At 72.3% G+C, this 14,422-nt stretch carries 13 protein-coding genes; 5 read left to right on the top strand and 8 right to left on the bottom strand.

The window, feature by feature from the left end; translation table 11 throughout:
• Positions 1 to 80: 80 nt before the first annotated feature.
• Both ACFXKG_RS00725 and ACFXKG_RS00730 read right to left on the bottom strand, forming a co-directional pair.
• Positions 81 to 1,076, bottom strand: a complete 996-nt coding sequence (locus ACFXKG_RS00725; protein ID WP_365813926.1) for a sigma-70 family RNA polymerase sigma factor — start codon at positions 1,074 to 1,076, stop codon at positions 81 to 83.
• 367 nt (positions 1,077 to 1,443) lie between these two features.
• Positions 1,444 to 2,223, bottom strand: coding sequence for a dioxygenase (locus ACFXKG_RS00730; protein ID WP_384830111.1), 780 nt, complete (start codon positions 2,221 to 2,223; stop codon positions 1,444 to 1,446).
• Positions 2,224 to 2,328: 105 nt separating this feature from the next.
• Between ACFXKG_RS00730 and ACFXKG_RS00735 the strand changes: the two genes are divergently transcribed.
• Positions 2,329 to 2,892 carry a MarR family winged helix-turn-helix transcriptional regulator gene (locus tag ACFXKG_RS00735; protein WP_384831699.1) on the top strand — a complete coding sequence of 188 codons (564 nt, stop codon included), beginning with the start codon at positions 2,329 to 2,331 and terminating at the stop codon, positions 2,890 to 2,892.
• Positions 2,893 to 2,970: 78 nt separating this feature from the next.
• Here ACFXKG_RS00735 and ACFXKG_RS00740 read toward each other — a convergent pair whose 3' ends face one another.
• Positions 2,971 to 4,578 (bottom strand): MFS transporter, encoded by a 1,608-nt coding sequence (locus ACFXKG_RS00740; protein WP_384830113.1) that lies wholly within the window; start codon positions 4,576 to 4,578, stop codon positions 2,971 to 2,973.
• A gap of 352 nt (positions 4,579 to 4,930) precedes the next feature.
• Positions 4,931 to 5,620 (bottom strand): TetR/AcrR family transcriptional regulator, encoded by a 690-nt coding sequence (locus ACFXKG_RS00745; RefSeq protein WP_384831702.1) that lies wholly within the window; start codon positions 5,618 to 5,620, stop codon positions 4,931 to 4,933.
• Positions 5,621 to 5,906: 286 nt separating this feature from the next.
• On the opposite strand from ACFXKG_RS00745, the gene ACFXKG_RS00750 reads away from it, so the two are divergent.
• Complete coding sequence (locus ACFXKG_RS00750; RefSeq protein WP_384830116.1) at positions 5,907 to 7,178, top strand: M6 family metalloprotease domain-containing protein; 1,272 nt, start codon at positions 5,907 to 5,909, stop codon at positions 7,176 to 7,178.
• A 245-nt stretch (positions 7,179 to 7,423) separates the two neighbouring features.
• Positions 7,424 to 8,797, top strand: a complete 1,374-nt coding sequence (locus ACFXKG_RS00755; RefSeq protein WP_384830119.1) for a diacylglycerol/lipid kinase family protein — start codon at positions 7,424 to 7,426, stop codon at positions 8,795 to 8,797.
• A 24-nt stretch (positions 8,798 to 8,821) separates the two neighbouring features.
• On the opposite strand, the gene ACFXKG_RS00760 is transcribed toward ACFXKG_RS00755, so the two are convergent.
• Positions 8,822 to 9,757, bottom strand: a complete 936-nt coding sequence (locus ACFXKG_RS00760) for a helix-turn-helix transcriptional regulator (protein WP_384830121.1) — start codon at positions 9,755 to 9,757, stop codon at positions 8,822 to 8,824.
• Positions 9,758 to 10,037: 280 nt separating this feature from the next.
• Between ACFXKG_RS00760 and ACFXKG_RS00765 the strand changes: the two genes are divergently transcribed.
• Both ACFXKG_RS00765 and ACFXKG_RS00770 read left to right on the top strand, forming a co-directional pair.
• The gene (locus tag ACFXKG_RS00765) at positions 10,038 to 11,015 is read left to right on the top strand and encodes an aldo/keto reductase (protein ID WP_384830124.1); all 978 of its coding nucleotides are present in this window, start codon (positions 10,038 to 10,040) and stop codon (positions 11,013 to 11,015) included.
• Positions 11,016 to 11,173: 158 nt separating this feature from the next.
• Entirely contained in the window at positions 11,174 to 11,950 is a 777-nt protein-coding gene (locus tag ACFXKG_RS00770) for an NADPH-dependent F420 reductase (protein ID WP_384830127.1), read from the top strand.
• A 52-nt stretch (positions 11,951 to 12,002) separates the two neighbouring features.
• On the opposite strand, the gene ACFXKG_RS00775 is transcribed toward ACFXKG_RS00770, so the two are convergent.
• The 3 genes from ACFXKG_RS00775 to ACFXKG_RS00785 form a co-directional block, all read right to left on the bottom strand.
• Entirely contained in the window at positions 12,003 to 12,878 is an 876-nt protein-coding gene (locus tag ACFXKG_RS00775) for an SDR family oxidoreductase (protein WP_384830130.1), read from the bottom strand.
• 63 nt (positions 12,879 to 12,941) lie between these two features.
• Positions 12,942 to 14,132: an NAD(P)/FAD-dependent oxidoreductase gene (locus ACFXKG_RS00780; RefSeq protein ID WP_384830133.1), complete on the bottom strand. Its 1,191-nt coding sequence runs from the start codon at positions 14,130 to 14,132 to the stop codon at positions 12,942 to 12,944.
• The gene (locus ACFXKG_RS00785; protein ID WP_365813916.1) at positions 14,129 to 14,326 is read right to left on the bottom strand and encodes a ferredoxin; all 198 of its coding nucleotides are present in this window, start codon (positions 14,324 to 14,326) and stop codon (positions 14,129 to 14,131) included. Before ACFXKG_RS00785 ends, ACFXKG_RS00780 begins: the two co-directional genes overlap by 4 nt.
• Positions 14,327 to 14,422: the final 96 nt, after the last annotated feature.

Raw genomic sequence — 14,422 nt, forward strand, 5'->3', positions numbered from 1 at the left:
GGGCCGACGCGTCGGCCGTCCCGTACCGCTCGGAGAACGAGTGCGGGTAAAGGGGACACTACGGCCATGACGCCTCGACGTCACGCCGCCGCGTCGAAGCCGGTGTCCCGCGCCATCTTTTTCAGCTCCAGCAGCGCGTGCTTCTCGATCTGGCGAATCCGCTCGCGGGTCAGGCCGTGCTGCTTGCCGACCTCGGTCAGCGTGCGCTCGCGGCCGTCCTCGATGCCGTACCGCATCTTGATGATCGAGGCGGTGCGCTGGTCGAGCTTGCCGATCAGATCCTCCAGCTCCTCGCTGCGCAGCAGCGTGAGCACGGACTGCTCGGGCGAGACCGCGGAGGTGTCCTCCAGCAGATCACCGAACTGCGTGTCCCCGTCGTCGTCCACCGACATGTTCAGGCTGACCGGGTCACGGGCCCAGTCCAGGACATCGATGACGCGCGCCGGGTTCGAGTCCAGCTCGGCGGCGACCTCCGTGGGCTCCGGGTCGCGGCCGTGCTCCCGGTTGAACTCCCGCTGCACGCGGCGGATCCTGCCGAGCTCCTCCACGAGGTGAACGGGGAGCCGGATCGTGCGCGACTGGTCGGCTATGGAGCGGGTGATGGCCTGGCGGATCCACCAGGTCGCGTACGTCGAGAACTTGAAGCCCTTGGCGTAGTCGAACTTCTCGACCGCGCGGACCAGGCCCGCGTTGCCCTCCTGGATGAGATCCAGCAGCGGCAGACCGCTGCGCGGGTAACGGCGCGCGACAGCCACCACCAGGCGGAGGTTCGAGCGTATGAAGACGTCCTTCGCGCGCTCGCTCTCGGCGACGAGCGCCTCCAGCTCCTCGCGTGAGGCACCGCCCGCCTCGCTCTCCACCTCTCCGTCGAGGATCTGCCGGGCGTAGACTCCGGCCTCGATGGTCTGGGACAGCTCGACTTCCTTTGCTGCGTCGAGCAGCGGCGTACGCGCGATCTCGTCGAGGTACATGCCGACCAGGTCGCGGTCGGCGATCTCCCCGCCTACGGCGCGAACACTGCTTGCCGCTTTCGCCCCGCTGGAGGCGGAACGACGGGCGACGGCACGGGTTGCCATGCGAGCTCCCTTACTGAACTGAGTAGGTCGCGACACCCTTCCGGGTGCCCTGCATCCGTTGGAAACAACGACTGGAATCCGGACAGAATTCCCATGGCGTGCATGGATTTTGTGATCATGCAGTACCCTGTGCCGTCGACCGGCTGGCCCGGCCCCTCCGATGGACAGAGAAGCGCAGGTCAGGACAGTTACCGAAGCTGACGCCGACCGCGCTCACGAGGTTGCGCCACCGGCGGCTTCAGCAGCTCCGCTCACTTCTTGAAGACGACCCGCATGCGACTTTGGTTGCTCAGCGGTCGCCGAGCCGGCGCCCGACGGGCACCCCACCCGTGCGCGGCAGGCGCCCCTCCCGTGCCCCCGCCGGCGCTCAGCCGAACTGGAGCGACCTCTTCGCCAGCCCCATCCAGAAGCCGTCGATGACGCTCCTGCCGGTGCCCAGCTCGTGCTCCGCGGCCCCGAGCGTCACGAACAGCGGGGCGAAGTGCTCGGTACGGGGATGGGCCAGGCGGCCGGCCGGGGCCTTGTGCTCGAAGTCGAGCAGGGCGTCGATGTCCTGCGCCTGGAGCGCCCGCGTACCCCAGTCGTCGAACTCCGCGGACCAGCCGGGTACGCCGCCCTGGTGGCGCAGTGCCGCGAGGTTGTGGGTGAAGAAGCCGCTGCCGACGATCAGGACGCCCTCGTCGCGCAGCGGGGCCAGCTTGCGGCCGATGTCCAGCAGCTTGCGCGGGTCGAGCGTCGGCAGGGAGATCTGCAGCACGGGGATGTCCGCCTCGGGGAACATCTCGACCAGCGGTACGTACGCACCGTGGTCCAGCCCGCGGTCCGGCACGTCCTGGACGGGCGTACCGGCGCCGCTCAGCAGCTTCCGCACGGAGTCCGCGAGCCCCGGGGCGCCGGGGGCGTCGTAACGCACCTGGTAGTAGTGCTCGGGGAAGCCCCAGAAGTCGTACACCAGCGGTACGGATTCCGTGGCGCCCAGCGCGAGCGGGGCCTCCTCCCAGTGCGCCGAGACCATCAGGACGGCCTTGGGGCGGGGCAGCGCCGCCGACCAGGCCGCCAGTTCCCCCGGCCAGACCGGGTCGTCGGCCAGGGGCGGGGCCCCGTGGGAGAGGTAGAGGGCGGGCATCCGCTCCGCGACGGCGTTCATGGCGACTCCCGGGTCATGGGTCACGCGGGCCCAAAATTTGAAAGCTCAAGCATTCATTTCTTAGCAGCTTAACCAGATCTAGTTTAACTTTCAAGAATGAGTACAGTGGAATACATGACCATGGCACCCACCGGCACAGGAGCCGGCCCAGGCGAAGTAACCGGCGAGGCTGAGCACCGGGTGGAGGAGACGCGCTGGCTCAGTGACGAGGAGCAGCGCGTCTGGTTGAACTACGTGCATGCGACGACGCTGCTGGAGGACCACCTCGACCGTCAGCTCCAGCGTGACGCGGGGATGCCGCACGTCTACTACGGGCTCCTCGTCAAACTCTCGTCGGCGCCGCGCCGCCGGCTGCGGATGACGCAGCTCGCCATGGAGGCCAAAATCACCCGCTCACGGCTCTCCCACGCGATCGCGCGGCTGGAGGAGAACGGCTGGGTGCGGCGCGAGGAGTGCCCCTCCGACAAGCGGGGGCAGAACGCGTACCTCACGGACCAGGGTTTCGAGATGCTGAAGCGGTCGGCGCCGGGCCATGTCGCCGCCGTACGCCAGGCGATCTTCGACCGGCTCACCCCGGAACAGGTCGGTCAGCTCGGCGAGATCATGCAGGTGATGGCGGAGGGGCTGCAGCCCGAGGGGACGGGCGCGGATCTGCCCTGGCGCCGCTGACTCCTGAGAGCGGCGGCGCCAGGGGAGATCCGTCGTCGTCCCGGCCGTTTCGCCTTTCGCGCGGGGCAGGCGGCGCGGTCAGTGCATCGCGACCGGGAGCTGCACCTCGTCCGCCTCCGCGCCCTGCGTACCGCCCGCGCCCGGGGCGCCCGCGGAGGCGCCGGGGCGACCGGTGTTGATGAGGGTGATCGCGATCGCCGCCGCGACGGTGAGGATGCCGACCGCCCACCAGATGGCGCTGGAGAACCCGGCCACCAGGGCACGCATCTGGAGCAGCTGCGCGTCGCCGCCCGCGGTGGCCGCGTGCGAGGCGAGGTACGAGGTCGTGGCCGAGGCCGCGATCGTGTTCAGCAGGGCCGTCCCGATCGCGCCGCCCACCTGCTGCGAGGTGTTGACCATCGCGGAGGCGACGCCCGCGTCACGCGGTTCGATGCCGAACGTCGCGAGCGACATGGCCGGCATGAACGCCGTACCCATGCCCAGGCCCAGCAGGAGCTGGCCGGGCAGGATCACACCCGCGTACGAGGAACCGAGGTCGAGCCGCGTCAGCAGCAGCATGCCGACCGCCGCGACCAGGAAGCCGGGGCCCATCAGGTAGCGCGGCGGGACCCGGGTCATCAGCCGGGCGCCGATCTGGGTCGAGCCCGTGATCATGCCCGCGATCATCGGGAGGAAGGCGAAGCCGGTCCTGACCGGTGAGTACCCCTGCACCACCTGGAGGTAGTACGTCAGGAAGAGGAACAGGCCGAACATCGCGATGATGGCCAGGCCCAGCGAGAGGTAGACACCGGCGCGGTTGCGGTTGGTGACGACGCGCAGCGGCAGCAGCGGGGCCTTGACCCTCGACTCGACGACCGTGAAGAGGACGAGCAGGACGGCCGCCGCCACGAAGAGCGTGACGGTGACGGGGTGGCTCCAGCCGTCGGACTCGGCGCGCGTGAAGCCGTACACCAGTGAGACCAGGCCCAGTGTCGAGAGCACGACGCCGGGGATGTCGAGCGCGGAGCGGTTACGGCCCGCCGCGGGCTCGCGGATCACGAAGTACGCGCCGAGCGCGGCCACCACCGCGAACGGGATGTTGACGAAGAACGTCCACCTCCAGTCCAGGTACTCGGTGAGGAACCCGCCGAGGATCAGCCCGACGGCGCCACCGCCACCGGCGATCGCACCGAAGATGCCGAACGCCTTGGCGCGCTCCTTGGCGTCGCTGAAGGTCACCGCGAGCAGCGAGAGCGCGGCGGGGGCGAGGAGCGCGCCGAAGGCGCCCTGCAGCGCGCGGGCGCCGAGCAGCATCGCCTCGCCGCTCGCGGCACCGCCGATGGCGGACGCGGCGGCGAAGCCGATCAGGCCGGTGACGAAGGTGCGCTTACGGCCCCACAGGTCGGCGATGCGGCCGCCGAAGAGCAGCAGACCGCCGAAGGCGAGGGCGTAGGCGGTGATGACCCACTGCTTGTTGCCGTCCGATATCCCCAGGTCCTGCTGGGCGGAGGGCAGCGCGATGTTCACGATGGTCGCGTCGAGCACGACCATGAGCTGGGCCAGCGCGATGAAGACGAGCGCCTTCCAGCGCCCCGGATCGGGGGCCGACGAGGCCTCGGGGGCGCCGGGGGTGCCTGGGGCACCTGCGGTACCTGCGGCACCTGGGGCACCTGGGGCGGGAAGCCGCTTTTCAGCTGCTTTTGACATGGAGGTATCCACCTAAGGATGCAGAAAGGGCGAAACGTACGTAAGTACAGGCGACGCTGCCGGACTTACGAAGTCATTGCGGGGTGATGACGGCGGCGTGAAGCCGTCGCGGGCAGCGCGTGGCCCGCTGGCGGGCCTGGCTGCCGGTGGTCGTGGATGGGCCTTGGTTCAGCAACGCGTCGGCTCGTCGGCCGAGCTGCGTACGTGCGTACGTGCCTGCGCGGGTGCGTGCGTACGCGTCTGCGCGTCTGGCAAGGCTGGGCTGGTTCGGGTCGGTCAGGGATTCAGGACGTACTTCGCTTCGGGCCTGCTCCTGCTTGAGGCCTGTTCCGGTTCTTGGTTCAAGGGCGCGTCACGGAGCGGCGCGGCGCAGATCCTCCAGGGTCGCGGCCGAGCCGGGCAGTTCGGACCGGGCGGGGTTCTCCAGTCCGTCCAGGAAGAGCTGGAGGTGCCGGTGCACGAACCGGTCCATGGCGAGACAGCGACTGTCGGGCAGCGGCCGGGTGAGCTGGGACAGCGCGACCATGAGATCGCCGGACTCGACGTCCGGGCGCAGCCGTCCCGCCTGCCGGGCCCGCTCCATCAGCCCCTCGACGGCGCCTTCGAGGCGACGGCGCGCGGCCTCCAGATCGGGACGGTTCCGGTCGAACGCCTCGGAGAGCATCGGGCAGAGCGCGCCGATCCGCTCGTCGGCCGCCGTGTGGGTGAAGCGGCGCAGCGCGGTGAACGCGTCGGCCTCCTCGGCTGCGATCCGCTCCGCCTGGTCGGCGACCTTGGCCATGACGGCGAGGACGACCTCGTGCACGAGGGCATGCCGGTCGGCGAAGTGCCGGTAGAGCGTGGCGTTGCCGATGCCGGCCCGGCGGGCGATCTCGTCCAGCGGCGCCTCGGAGCCGTACTCCACGTACACCTCACGGGCCGCCGCCACGATCCGCTCCCGGTTGCGCAGGGCGTCCGCGCGCGGCCGGGGGGCGCGGCGCGCCTCCCGGCCCGCGGCGGCGGAAGGGGCGGCCGTGGCCGTACCCCCGGCCGCCGCGCCCATGGCGGTGCCGGATGCGACAGCGGCGGTGGCGGTGGCGGTCACGTGGCGCCCCTCCCCATTTCGTGGTCGTTCGGTCTGTGTGCCCCGGCCATCCGGGGACGTAGATGCAAACGGGGAACTCGTCCCCGGTTATTTCACCCATCGGTGTGACCTGAGCCACAGCCCGGAGTTCATGGGGGTCCATACCCGATCGGCGCACCCAGCGAGCGCCGACACGCCCACCGTCGGAGGGTGATCTGACGGAGGGCAGTCAGGACGGTCGGCTGCCGAGAAGGAAGGCGGCCGCATGCGGCAGAGGCTTCTCATACCCGGACCCGGCGCCCGCCGTCTCGGCGCTCTCGCCGGTCTCGCGGCGCTCACCCTCGCCGCCCTGACCAGCGCGAGCGGCACCCTCCCCGTCGCCGGCCACGCGGGGCCCGGCGCGGTCAAGGACATGAGCCGCGGGCCGTGCCGTATCTCCGCCGCCACGGCCGTGGCGATGTCGGAGGGGCTGCCCACACCGCCCGGCTACGCCCGCTCGACCGGCCGGATCCGCGCCCTCAACCTCATGATCGACTTCTCGGACGCGCCAGGCCCCGGGAAGGCGCTCGACCGGCTCGCCGAATTCTTCCCGAAGACGTCGGAGTGGTTCAGAACCAGTTCGTACGGGCGCCTCGACTACCGTCCCGAGGCGCCGGTCAAGGACTGGCTGCGGATGCCGCTGCCGTTCGCGGAGTACGGGATAGAGCGCGGCGCGCCGTACGAGCCCGGCTACCGGCGGCTGGTCGCCGACATCGTGGCCGCCGCCGACGACCGGGTGAACTTCGCCGGGTACGACCTGGTCAACATCCTGGTGACGCCCAACGCCGGCCCTTCGGCACTGGACACCGTCCTGTCCGTCACCTTCTCGGGCAACGCGGACGCCCCGAAGGCGGACGGCGTACCGCTCGCCAACACGTCTTTCGTCTACAGCCGTCAGGACGACGGCTCCGGCTCGTACGGCGACACCGGCTACCGGGTCCTGCCGCACGAGAACGGGCATGTCTTCGGCCTCCCCGACCTCTACACGGTGGACGGCGGCGGCTCGGTCGGGCACTGGGACATCATGTCCGAGGACTGGGGCGCCAACAACGATCTGCTGGGCTGGCACAAGTGGAAGCTGGGCTGGCTCGACGACGAGCAGATCGGCTGCGCGTCGGAGCGCGGCAGCACGGACCATCTGCTCGGTCCGCTGGCGACATCGGGCGGGCCGAAGATGGCCTTCGTGCCGATCTCCGCGGAGTCGGGGTACGCCGTGGAGGTGCGGACGCGGTCCGGCAACGACGAGGCGGTCTGCGAGCCGGGCGTGCTGGTCTACCGCGTGGACGCCGCCGTCGACACGGGGCGCGGTCCGGTCACGATCGCGGACAGCAGGGAGAACAGCGGCGGCTGCACGCGGCGGCCGAACGTCCACGCGGAGCTGTCGGACGCGCCGTACCGGCCGGGGCAGTCCTTCGAGGACCGCGACAACGGGATCCTGATCTCGGTGCTGTCGGAGGAGCCGAACGAGCACTTCAGGGTGCGGGTGACCCGGTCCTGAGGCGGTTCCGGTGATCCGGTCCCGAGGCGGTACGGACCCGCCCCCGAGGCGGTACGGACCCGCCCCTGAGGCAGTACGGGTGACCCGGTCCTGAGGCGCCGGCGCAAGCAGGGGCGCGCGGCGCGCGGGCGGATGGCCACGGGACGGTCGCCGGCCCTACGATGTCGCGCTGTCGGGCGAATGTGATCACGTGAAAGGCCGCCGGGCCGATCGGGCACCGGGCCGCGTGATCGGTGGGAGAAGCGGTGGTTGTGGAATTCGGCGAGCGCGCCCATGCCGCGCAGCGCTGGTCGGCACGGGTCTCGCTGGCCTCCGCCGGGGTGGCCGTGCTGCTGCCGCTCGGGTACGCGGGCGCCGCCAGTGTGGTGCTGGTCGGCGTGATCGTGGGCGGGACGGCGCTCACCGCCGCGGCCGTCTGGTGGGTCCTGACCCGCCGCGGGGTCGCCCGGGCGGGGGCCGTGGCGCTGGCCGTGGCGACGCCGGTCACCGTCCTCGGGTTCTTCGACGCGGCGAACCTGCTGTGGCTGGTCCTGGTCTCCGCGGCGCTGTGGGCGCTGGCCGTCTGGACGGGCCGTACCGCGCTCAGCAGTACGGGCGCCACGCCCGCCCCGGCCATGACGGAGCACGAGACGGCGCCGCCCCGGCGTCCCTTCCTCATCATGAACCCGCGCTCCGGCGGCGGAAAGGTCGGCAGGTTCGGGCTGCGGGAGAAGGCGGAGCGCCTCGGCGCGCGCGTCCTGCTGCTCGACACGGGCCGTCATCAGGACGTGGCCGCCCTCGCCCGTTCGGCCGCCGACGACGGGGCCGATCTGCTGGGCGTGGCGGGCGGCGACGGCACGCAGGCCCTGGTGGCGGCCGTGGCGGCGGAGCGGGGGCTGCCGTTCCTGGTGATCTCCTCCGGGACCCGCAACCACTTCGCGATGGACCTGGGGCTCGACCGGGAGGACCCGGCGGCCTGCCTGGACGCGCTGACCGACGGCGTCGAACTCCACGTCGACCTCGGCTACGCGGGCGGGCACCCCTTCGTCAACAACGCGTCCTTCGGGGCGTACGCGGCGGTCGTGCAGAGCCCCGCCTACCGCGACGACAAGGTACGCACCACCCTTGAGCTGCTGCCCGAGCTGCTGACCCACGAGCGCGGCCCGCTGCTGACGGCCACCGCCACCGCCACGGACGGAACGCCGGTCACCGTGACCGGCCCGCAGGCCCTGCTGGTGAGCAACAACCCGTACCGCACGGAGGATCCGGCCGGTCTGGGCTTCCGCGAGCGGCTGGACTCGGGGGCGCTCGGGTTGCTCGGTGTACGGGTCGACAGCGCGGCGGAGGCGGCCGGGCTGCTGCGCGGCCGGCAGTCGGCCGGGCTCACGGTCCTGACGGCCGACGCGGTGACGGTGGACGCCGACCGGGCGGAGATCGAGGTCGGCGTCGACGGGGAGGCGCTGGTCCTGCCCACGCCCGTACAGTGCCGCATCGAGCCCGGCGCCCTGCGCGTACGGGTCCCGAGGAACCGGCCGGGCGTCCCGGCGGTGAAGCCGCCCCTGGACTGGCGGCGGCTGCGCAAGCTCGCGGCGACGGTCGGCCGTACGGCGGTCGCACGACGCGGACGCCCCGCCGGCTGACCCGACGGCCCTACGACGCCCGCCTCAGTGCTGGGGCGGGCGGCCGGTCCGGGGTGCTTCCGGCTCGTGCGCGGCCATGTCGAGAAGGACGATCGCGTCGTGCTCGGCGGTACCGGGCTCGGCGTAGTAGGCGATCAGACGGTGGCCGGGGGTGCCCTCCAGCAGCAGGGACTGGTGGCCGAGGGTGAGGTCGCCGACGTCGGGGTGGTGGAAGGCCGTGCGGCCGTGGCCGCTGCTCCGCACGTCGCGGCGTTCCCACAGGCGGGCGAACTCCGGGCTCTTGAGAAGGAGTTCACCGGCGAGCCGGGCGAGGTCGGGGGCGTCCCGGTCGGTGGCGGCCAGCGCCCGGAGCCGGGCGACGCAGCCGCGCAACTGACCGTCCCGGTCGGCGAAGAGGTCGCGGGCCGCGGGGTGGAGGAAGACGTACCGCGCGAGGTTGCGCCGGGTGGCCGGCCAGTCCCCCAGCCCGGCGAACAGCCGTAGTCCGCCCGGGTTGTGGGCGAGCAGGTCGCCGGTACGGCTGACCACGTGCGCGGGGCCGGGCCGCAGGCTCTCCAGGAGCACTCCGACGCCGGGCCGCACCGATCGGCCGGGCGCGGCCGCGGGTTCCGGCGCGGTCCTGGCGGCGAGGGCGGCCAGGTCCCGCAGGTGTTCGTGCTCCTCCGTGTCGAGCAGGAGCGCGCGGGCGAGGGCGTCGACGACGGACGGGCCGGGGCGGGTTTCCCTGCCGCGCTCCAGACGCGTGTAGTGGTCGACACTGATCCCGGAGAGCGTGGCCAGCTCCTCGCGGCGCAGTCCGGGCGTACGGCGCCGCCCGGGGCCTGTGGTGCCGAGACCGGCCTCGGCGGGGGTCACCCGGGCCCGGCGGGCACGCAGGAAACGGCCCAGCTCCGTACCGCCCGTGCCTGCGCCGGTGCCCGTGCCCGTGCCGGTGCCGCCGCCGTGCTGCCCACGTGTCATGCCTTTCAGTGTGGCGGCGCCGGTGAGCCGCGTGGCAGAGCCGTGAGGGGCCCTGTCGCGCCCCTGAACACCGTTCCCCGGTACGGCACGCTCTGCCGCGCGGCGCGCGTGACGGCGAGGCTGAATAGGAACGCGGGCACGCGTGAGCCGGCGTGAGCACGGCTCACGTAAGCCGGCGTGAGCACGGCACGCGTGAGCCCGCATGAGCACAGCTCGCGTAAGCCCGCATGAGCGCGCGCGGGCCACCACGCGCACCCGATCGAGAAACGGAGCGACCATCATGATCCACGTCAAGCTGGGAGACCTGGACGTCTCCCGTATCGGCCTGGGCGCGATGTCGATGTCCTTCGGCTACACCGGAGCGGGCACGGACGACGCCGAGTCGATCCGCACCATCCACCGGGCGCTCGACCTGGGCGTCACCTTCATCGACACCGCCGAGATCTACGGACCGTACGTCAACGAGGAACTCGTCGGACGGGCCCTCAAGGGCCGCCGTGACCAGGTCGTCCTGGCGACGAAGTTCGGCTTCGTCTCGCACGCGGGTTCCGGACCCGGGCATCTCGACAGCAGCCCGGCCAACATCCGTACGGCCGTCGAAGGCTCCCTGAAGCGGCTCGGCACCGACCGCATCGACCTGTACTACCAGCACCGGGTCGACCCGGACACTCCCATCGAGGAGACCGTCGGCGCCATGGCCGAGCTGGTCGCCGAGGGCAAGGTACGCCACCTCGGGCTCTCCGAGGCCGGGGCCGCCACCATCGCCCGCGCCCACGCCGTCCACCCGATCAGCGCCCTGCAGTCGGAGTACTCGCTGTGGACCCGCGATCCGGAGGCGGAGGTGCTGCCGCTGCTGCGCGAACTGCGGATCGGCTTCGTGCCCTACTCGCCGCTGGGGCACGGCTTCCTCACCGGCCGGATCCGCTCCACCGACGACTTCGACGACACCGACTGGCGGAAGAACAACCCGCGCTTCACCGGCGAGAACTTCCGGCGCAACCTGCGCATCGTCGACGAGGTCGAGGCCGTCGCCGCCGAAGCGGGCGCCACCCCGGCGCAGATCGCCCTCGCCTGGCTGCTCGCCCAGGGCGACGACATCGCCCCCATCCCCGGCACCAAGCGCGTCTCCCGCGTCGAGGAGAACACCGCGGCCGACGGCATCACGCTGACCGCCGAACAGATCCGGAAGCTCGACCACCTCACCCCGGCCTCCGGCGACCACCACGAGGAGGATCAGATGCGGCTGATCGGACGCTGACGCCGATCCGGGTCCGGGTCCAGGTCCGGGTCCAGGTCCAGGTTCGGGTCCGGGTCCGGGTCCGGATGGAGATTGCAGGAGCGATACGCAGGATCTACTGTGACACCGAGTTTCACTTTCAATCCTTTGATTCATCATCGAAGTGGAGATGCGACATCGTGTCCGAGAACCAGATCCGGCCCCCGCTCCGCACCCTCGGGCTCATCGGCACCGGCATGATCGGCGGCGGGCTGGCCCGCCTCGCCGTCGCGGCCGGACTGGATGTCGTACTGAGCAATTCGCGCGGCCCCGAGACCCTCACCGAGCTCGTCACCGAACTCGGCGGGCACGCCCGGGCGGCCACGCCCGCCGAGGCCGCCCGGGCGGGCGACCTCGTGGTGGCGACCATCCCGCTGCACGCCTACACGCGGCTCTCCGCAGCGGACCTGGCGGGCAGGATCGTCATCGACACGATGAACTACTACCCGGAGCGCGACGACCGCATCGCCGAACTGGACGCGGCCGAGCGGACCTCCAGCGAGATGGTGCAGCGGCACCTGTCCGGCTCGCGCGTGGTCAAGGCGTTCAACAACATCGACTTCCGCCGCCTGGTCACCAGCGCCCGGCCCGCCGGAGCCGCCGACCGCAGCGCCCTGCCCCTCGCCGGTGACGACGCGGACGCCAAGGCGCGGGTGGCGGAGCTGCTGGACCTGATCGGCTACGACGCGGTGGACATCGGCACGCTCGCCGAGAGCTGGCGCAGCGAGCCCGGCACCTCCGGCTACGTACGGCCGTACATGGCAGCACGGCCCCAGGGGATGGACGAGGAGGCGCAACGGCGCTGGTTCTTCGAGGCCCCGGGGGTCCCGGTCGGCGCCGACCGGGTCAGGGAACTGGCCGCCACGACCGACCGCGTCACCCCGGGCGGCGCCCGCGCGGCCCTCTCGGAGGACTGAGCGGCAGAGGACCGAGCGGCCGAGGAGCCGGCGGGCCGGAGCCCGCGGCTCCTCAGCGCCGCATGTGCCAGCGGATCCAGCCGGCCTGTCCGCCGTCGACGAGCAGGTCGGTGCCGGTGATGTACAGCGCTTCCGGCCCGGCCAGGAAGGCCACGGCGTCGGCGATCTCCCCGGGTGTGCCGGTACGGCCCGCACCGCACGCCTCGACCATGCGGAGCATGTGTCCCTCCGGATCCGAGTCGGCCTCCGCCTTCGACATCGCGGTGGAGATGACCCCCGGGCTGACCGTGTTGATCCGGGCTCCGCGCAGGTTCCAGGCGAGCGCCGCGGCCTCCACCCGTACGTGGTTGGCGCGCTTGGCCACGATGTACGCGGCCGTCGCGTCCTCCCCCACGGCGGTGACCGCGCCCAGTGCGAGCAGTTCCTCCGCCGGGGCCGTCGCGAGGGCGGCCTCGTCCTCGTGGCTCAGCGACGCGTAGTGGCCCGCCATGCTGGAGACGCAGACCAGCGAGGTGCCGCGGACGGCCACCCGCTCGAACGCGTCGATCACATGGACCGTGCCGAGCAGGTCGACATCGAAGATCTTCCGGGCCGACGAGGTGGCGGCGGCGACCCCCGCCGTGTGCACGACAGCGGTCAGCCGGCCCTCCCCCGCGGCCGTCCGCGCCAGTTCCTCGACGGAGGCGCGGTCGGAGACATCGGTCGGCACACCGCGTACGGCGTACCCTTCGGCGCTCAGCGCGTCGACGGCCCGGTCGAGCTGGTCCCGCGAGGCGTCGGCGAGGATCAGCGTCCGCCCGCTGCCGAGCCGCCGCGCGACGGCCGATCCCATGCCGCCCGCCCCGGTGACCACCACCACGTCCCGCGCGTCGTCGTACGTACGGTCCTGCGTGTCCTGCGTGTCCTGCGTGTCCTGCGTGTCCTGCATGAACGACCCCTTTCTCCTCGGGCGTTGGGGGTTGGGTGTTGGATGTTGAGCTGTGAACGGCGGTCAGGCGGCCTCGGCCGGCACGGACGCCCCGTCCGGCACGGTCCCGTCCCAGGAGGCGCCCGTCGCGACGGCCTGACGCCACTGCCGGAGCTCCTTCGGCGGCATCCCGACCGCGAGGGCCCCGGTCACCCGGTCCCCGGTGCGGTACGCGGCCACGAACCGGCGCTCCGCCAGGTCCCCGGCCACGACGGCGACCTCCTCGTGGCCGCGCAGGTATCCGTACGCCTGGATCTTCATGTCGTACTGGTCCGACCAGAAGTACGGGACCGGCGCGAACGGCTTGCGCGCGTCCGGGCGGAGCAGGTTGCGGGCGGCGGCCATGCCCTGCTCGGCCGCGTGCGTACGGTGCTCGATCCGCATGTCGACTCCGAACAGCGGGTTGTGCCAGCGGGCCACGTCGCCCGCCCCGTACACACCGGGGGCGGCCTCGCAGTACGCGTCGCACACCAGCCCGTCGCCGATGGCCAGCCCGCTCGCCGCCAGCCAGTCGGTGTTGGGCAGCGACCCGACGGCGACCAGGACCTCGTCCGCCGCGACCAGGCCGCCGTCGGCGAGGCGCACACCGTCCTCGGTGATCTCCCGCACCGCGACACCGGTGCGCAGGTCCACGCCGTGGTCGAGGTGGGCCCCGGACAGGACGCGGCCGACCTCCTCGCCGACCGCGTGGGCCAGCGGCACCGGGGCCGGTTCCAGCAGGGTGACCCGCGCACCGAGCCCGCGGGCCACGGCGGCGGCCTCCGCACCGAGAAACCCGGCACCCACCACGGCCAGATGCCGCCCCGGGCCGAGCCGGTCCCGCAGCGCGAGGGCGTCGTCGAGGGTGCGCAGCACATGCGCGCCCGCGCCGGGCAGCCGCCGGGGCCGTACCCCGGTGGCCACGATCAGCCCGTCGTACCGCAGCCGCGTCCCGTCCGCCAGCCGCACCGTACGGTGCGCCGGGTCCAGCCCGGTCGCCGCCAGGCCCAGCCGCAGATCGAGGCCGAGGGCTTCGAGATCGGCGTACGGGCGCAGCGGCAGGCGCTCGGGGCTCCACTCCCCGGCGAGGATCTGCTTGGAGAGCGGCGGCCGGTCGTACGGGGCGTGCGGCTCCGCCCCGACCAGGGTGAGGGCCCCGTCGTACCCCTCCCTGCGCAGGGTCTCGGCCGCCGCGAGCCCGGCGGCCGAGGCGCCCACGACCACGATCCGTTTCACCGCTCCACCAGCCGGATGGCCGCTGCCGGGCAGATCGCCACGGCTTCGCGCACGCCGTCGAGGAGGGCGTCGTCAGGGTGCTCCTCCAGCAGGATCGCGACGCCGTCGTCCTCCCGCTGGTCGAAGACCTCGGGGGAGGCCATGACGCACTGGCCCGATGCGACACACTTCGGCTCGTCCAGTTCTACGCGCATGATCGTTCACCTCTGCTTGTTCGTGGGGGTGTGGGGGTGTGGCTGTGGGGGTCGCTGTGGGTGAGAGTGAGGGTGCGGGTGGCGAGAGGGCCGCGG

This window comes from Streptomyces sp. NPDC059255, assembly GCF_042752355.1.
GTDB lineage: Bacteria > Actinomycetota > Actinomycetes > Streptomycetales > Streptomycetaceae > Streptomyces.

What these genes read in the sequence shown, in the direction of transcription:
- ACFXKG_RS00750 (WP_384830116.1), top strand. Translation starts at nt 5,907, where the DNA reads ATGCGGCAGAGGCTTCTCATACCCGGACCCGGCGCCCGCCGTCTCGGC.
- ACFXKG_RS00745 (WP_384831702.1), bottom strand. Translation starts at nt 5,620, where the DNA reads ATGGGCGCGGCGGCCGGGGGTACGGCCACGGCCGCCCCTTCCGCCGCC.
- ACFXKG_RS00730 (WP_384830111.1), bottom strand. Translation starts at nt 2,223, where the DNA reads ATGAACGCCGTCGCGGAGCGGATGCCCGCCCTCTACCTCTCCCACGGG.
- ACFXKG_RS00760 (WP_384830121.1), bottom strand. Translation starts at nt 9,757, where the DNA reads ATGACACGTGGGCAGCACGGCGGCGGCACCGGCACGGGCACGGGCACC.
- ACFXKG_RS00785 (WP_365813916.1), bottom strand. Translation starts at nt 14,326, where the DNA reads ATGCGCGTAGAACTGGACGAGCCGAAGTGTGTCGCATCGGGCCAGTGC.
- ACFXKG_RS00725 (WP_365813926.1), bottom strand. Translation starts at nt 1,076, where the DNA reads ATGGCAACCCGTGCCGTCGCCCGTCGTTCCGCCTCCAGCGGGGCGAAA.
- ACFXKG_RS00775 (WP_384830130.1), bottom strand. Translation starts at nt 12,878, where the DNA reads ATGCAGGACACGCAGGACACGCAGGACACGCAGGACACGCAGGACCGT.
- ACFXKG_RS00765 (WP_384830124.1), top strand. Translation starts at nt 10,038, where the DNA reads ATGATCCACGTCAAGCTGGGAGACCTGGACGTCTCCCGTATCGGCCTG.
- ACFXKG_RS00740 (WP_384830113.1), bottom strand. Translation starts at nt 4,578, where the DNA reads ATGTCAAAAGCAGCTGAAAAGCGGCTTCCCGCCCCAGGTGCCCCAGGT.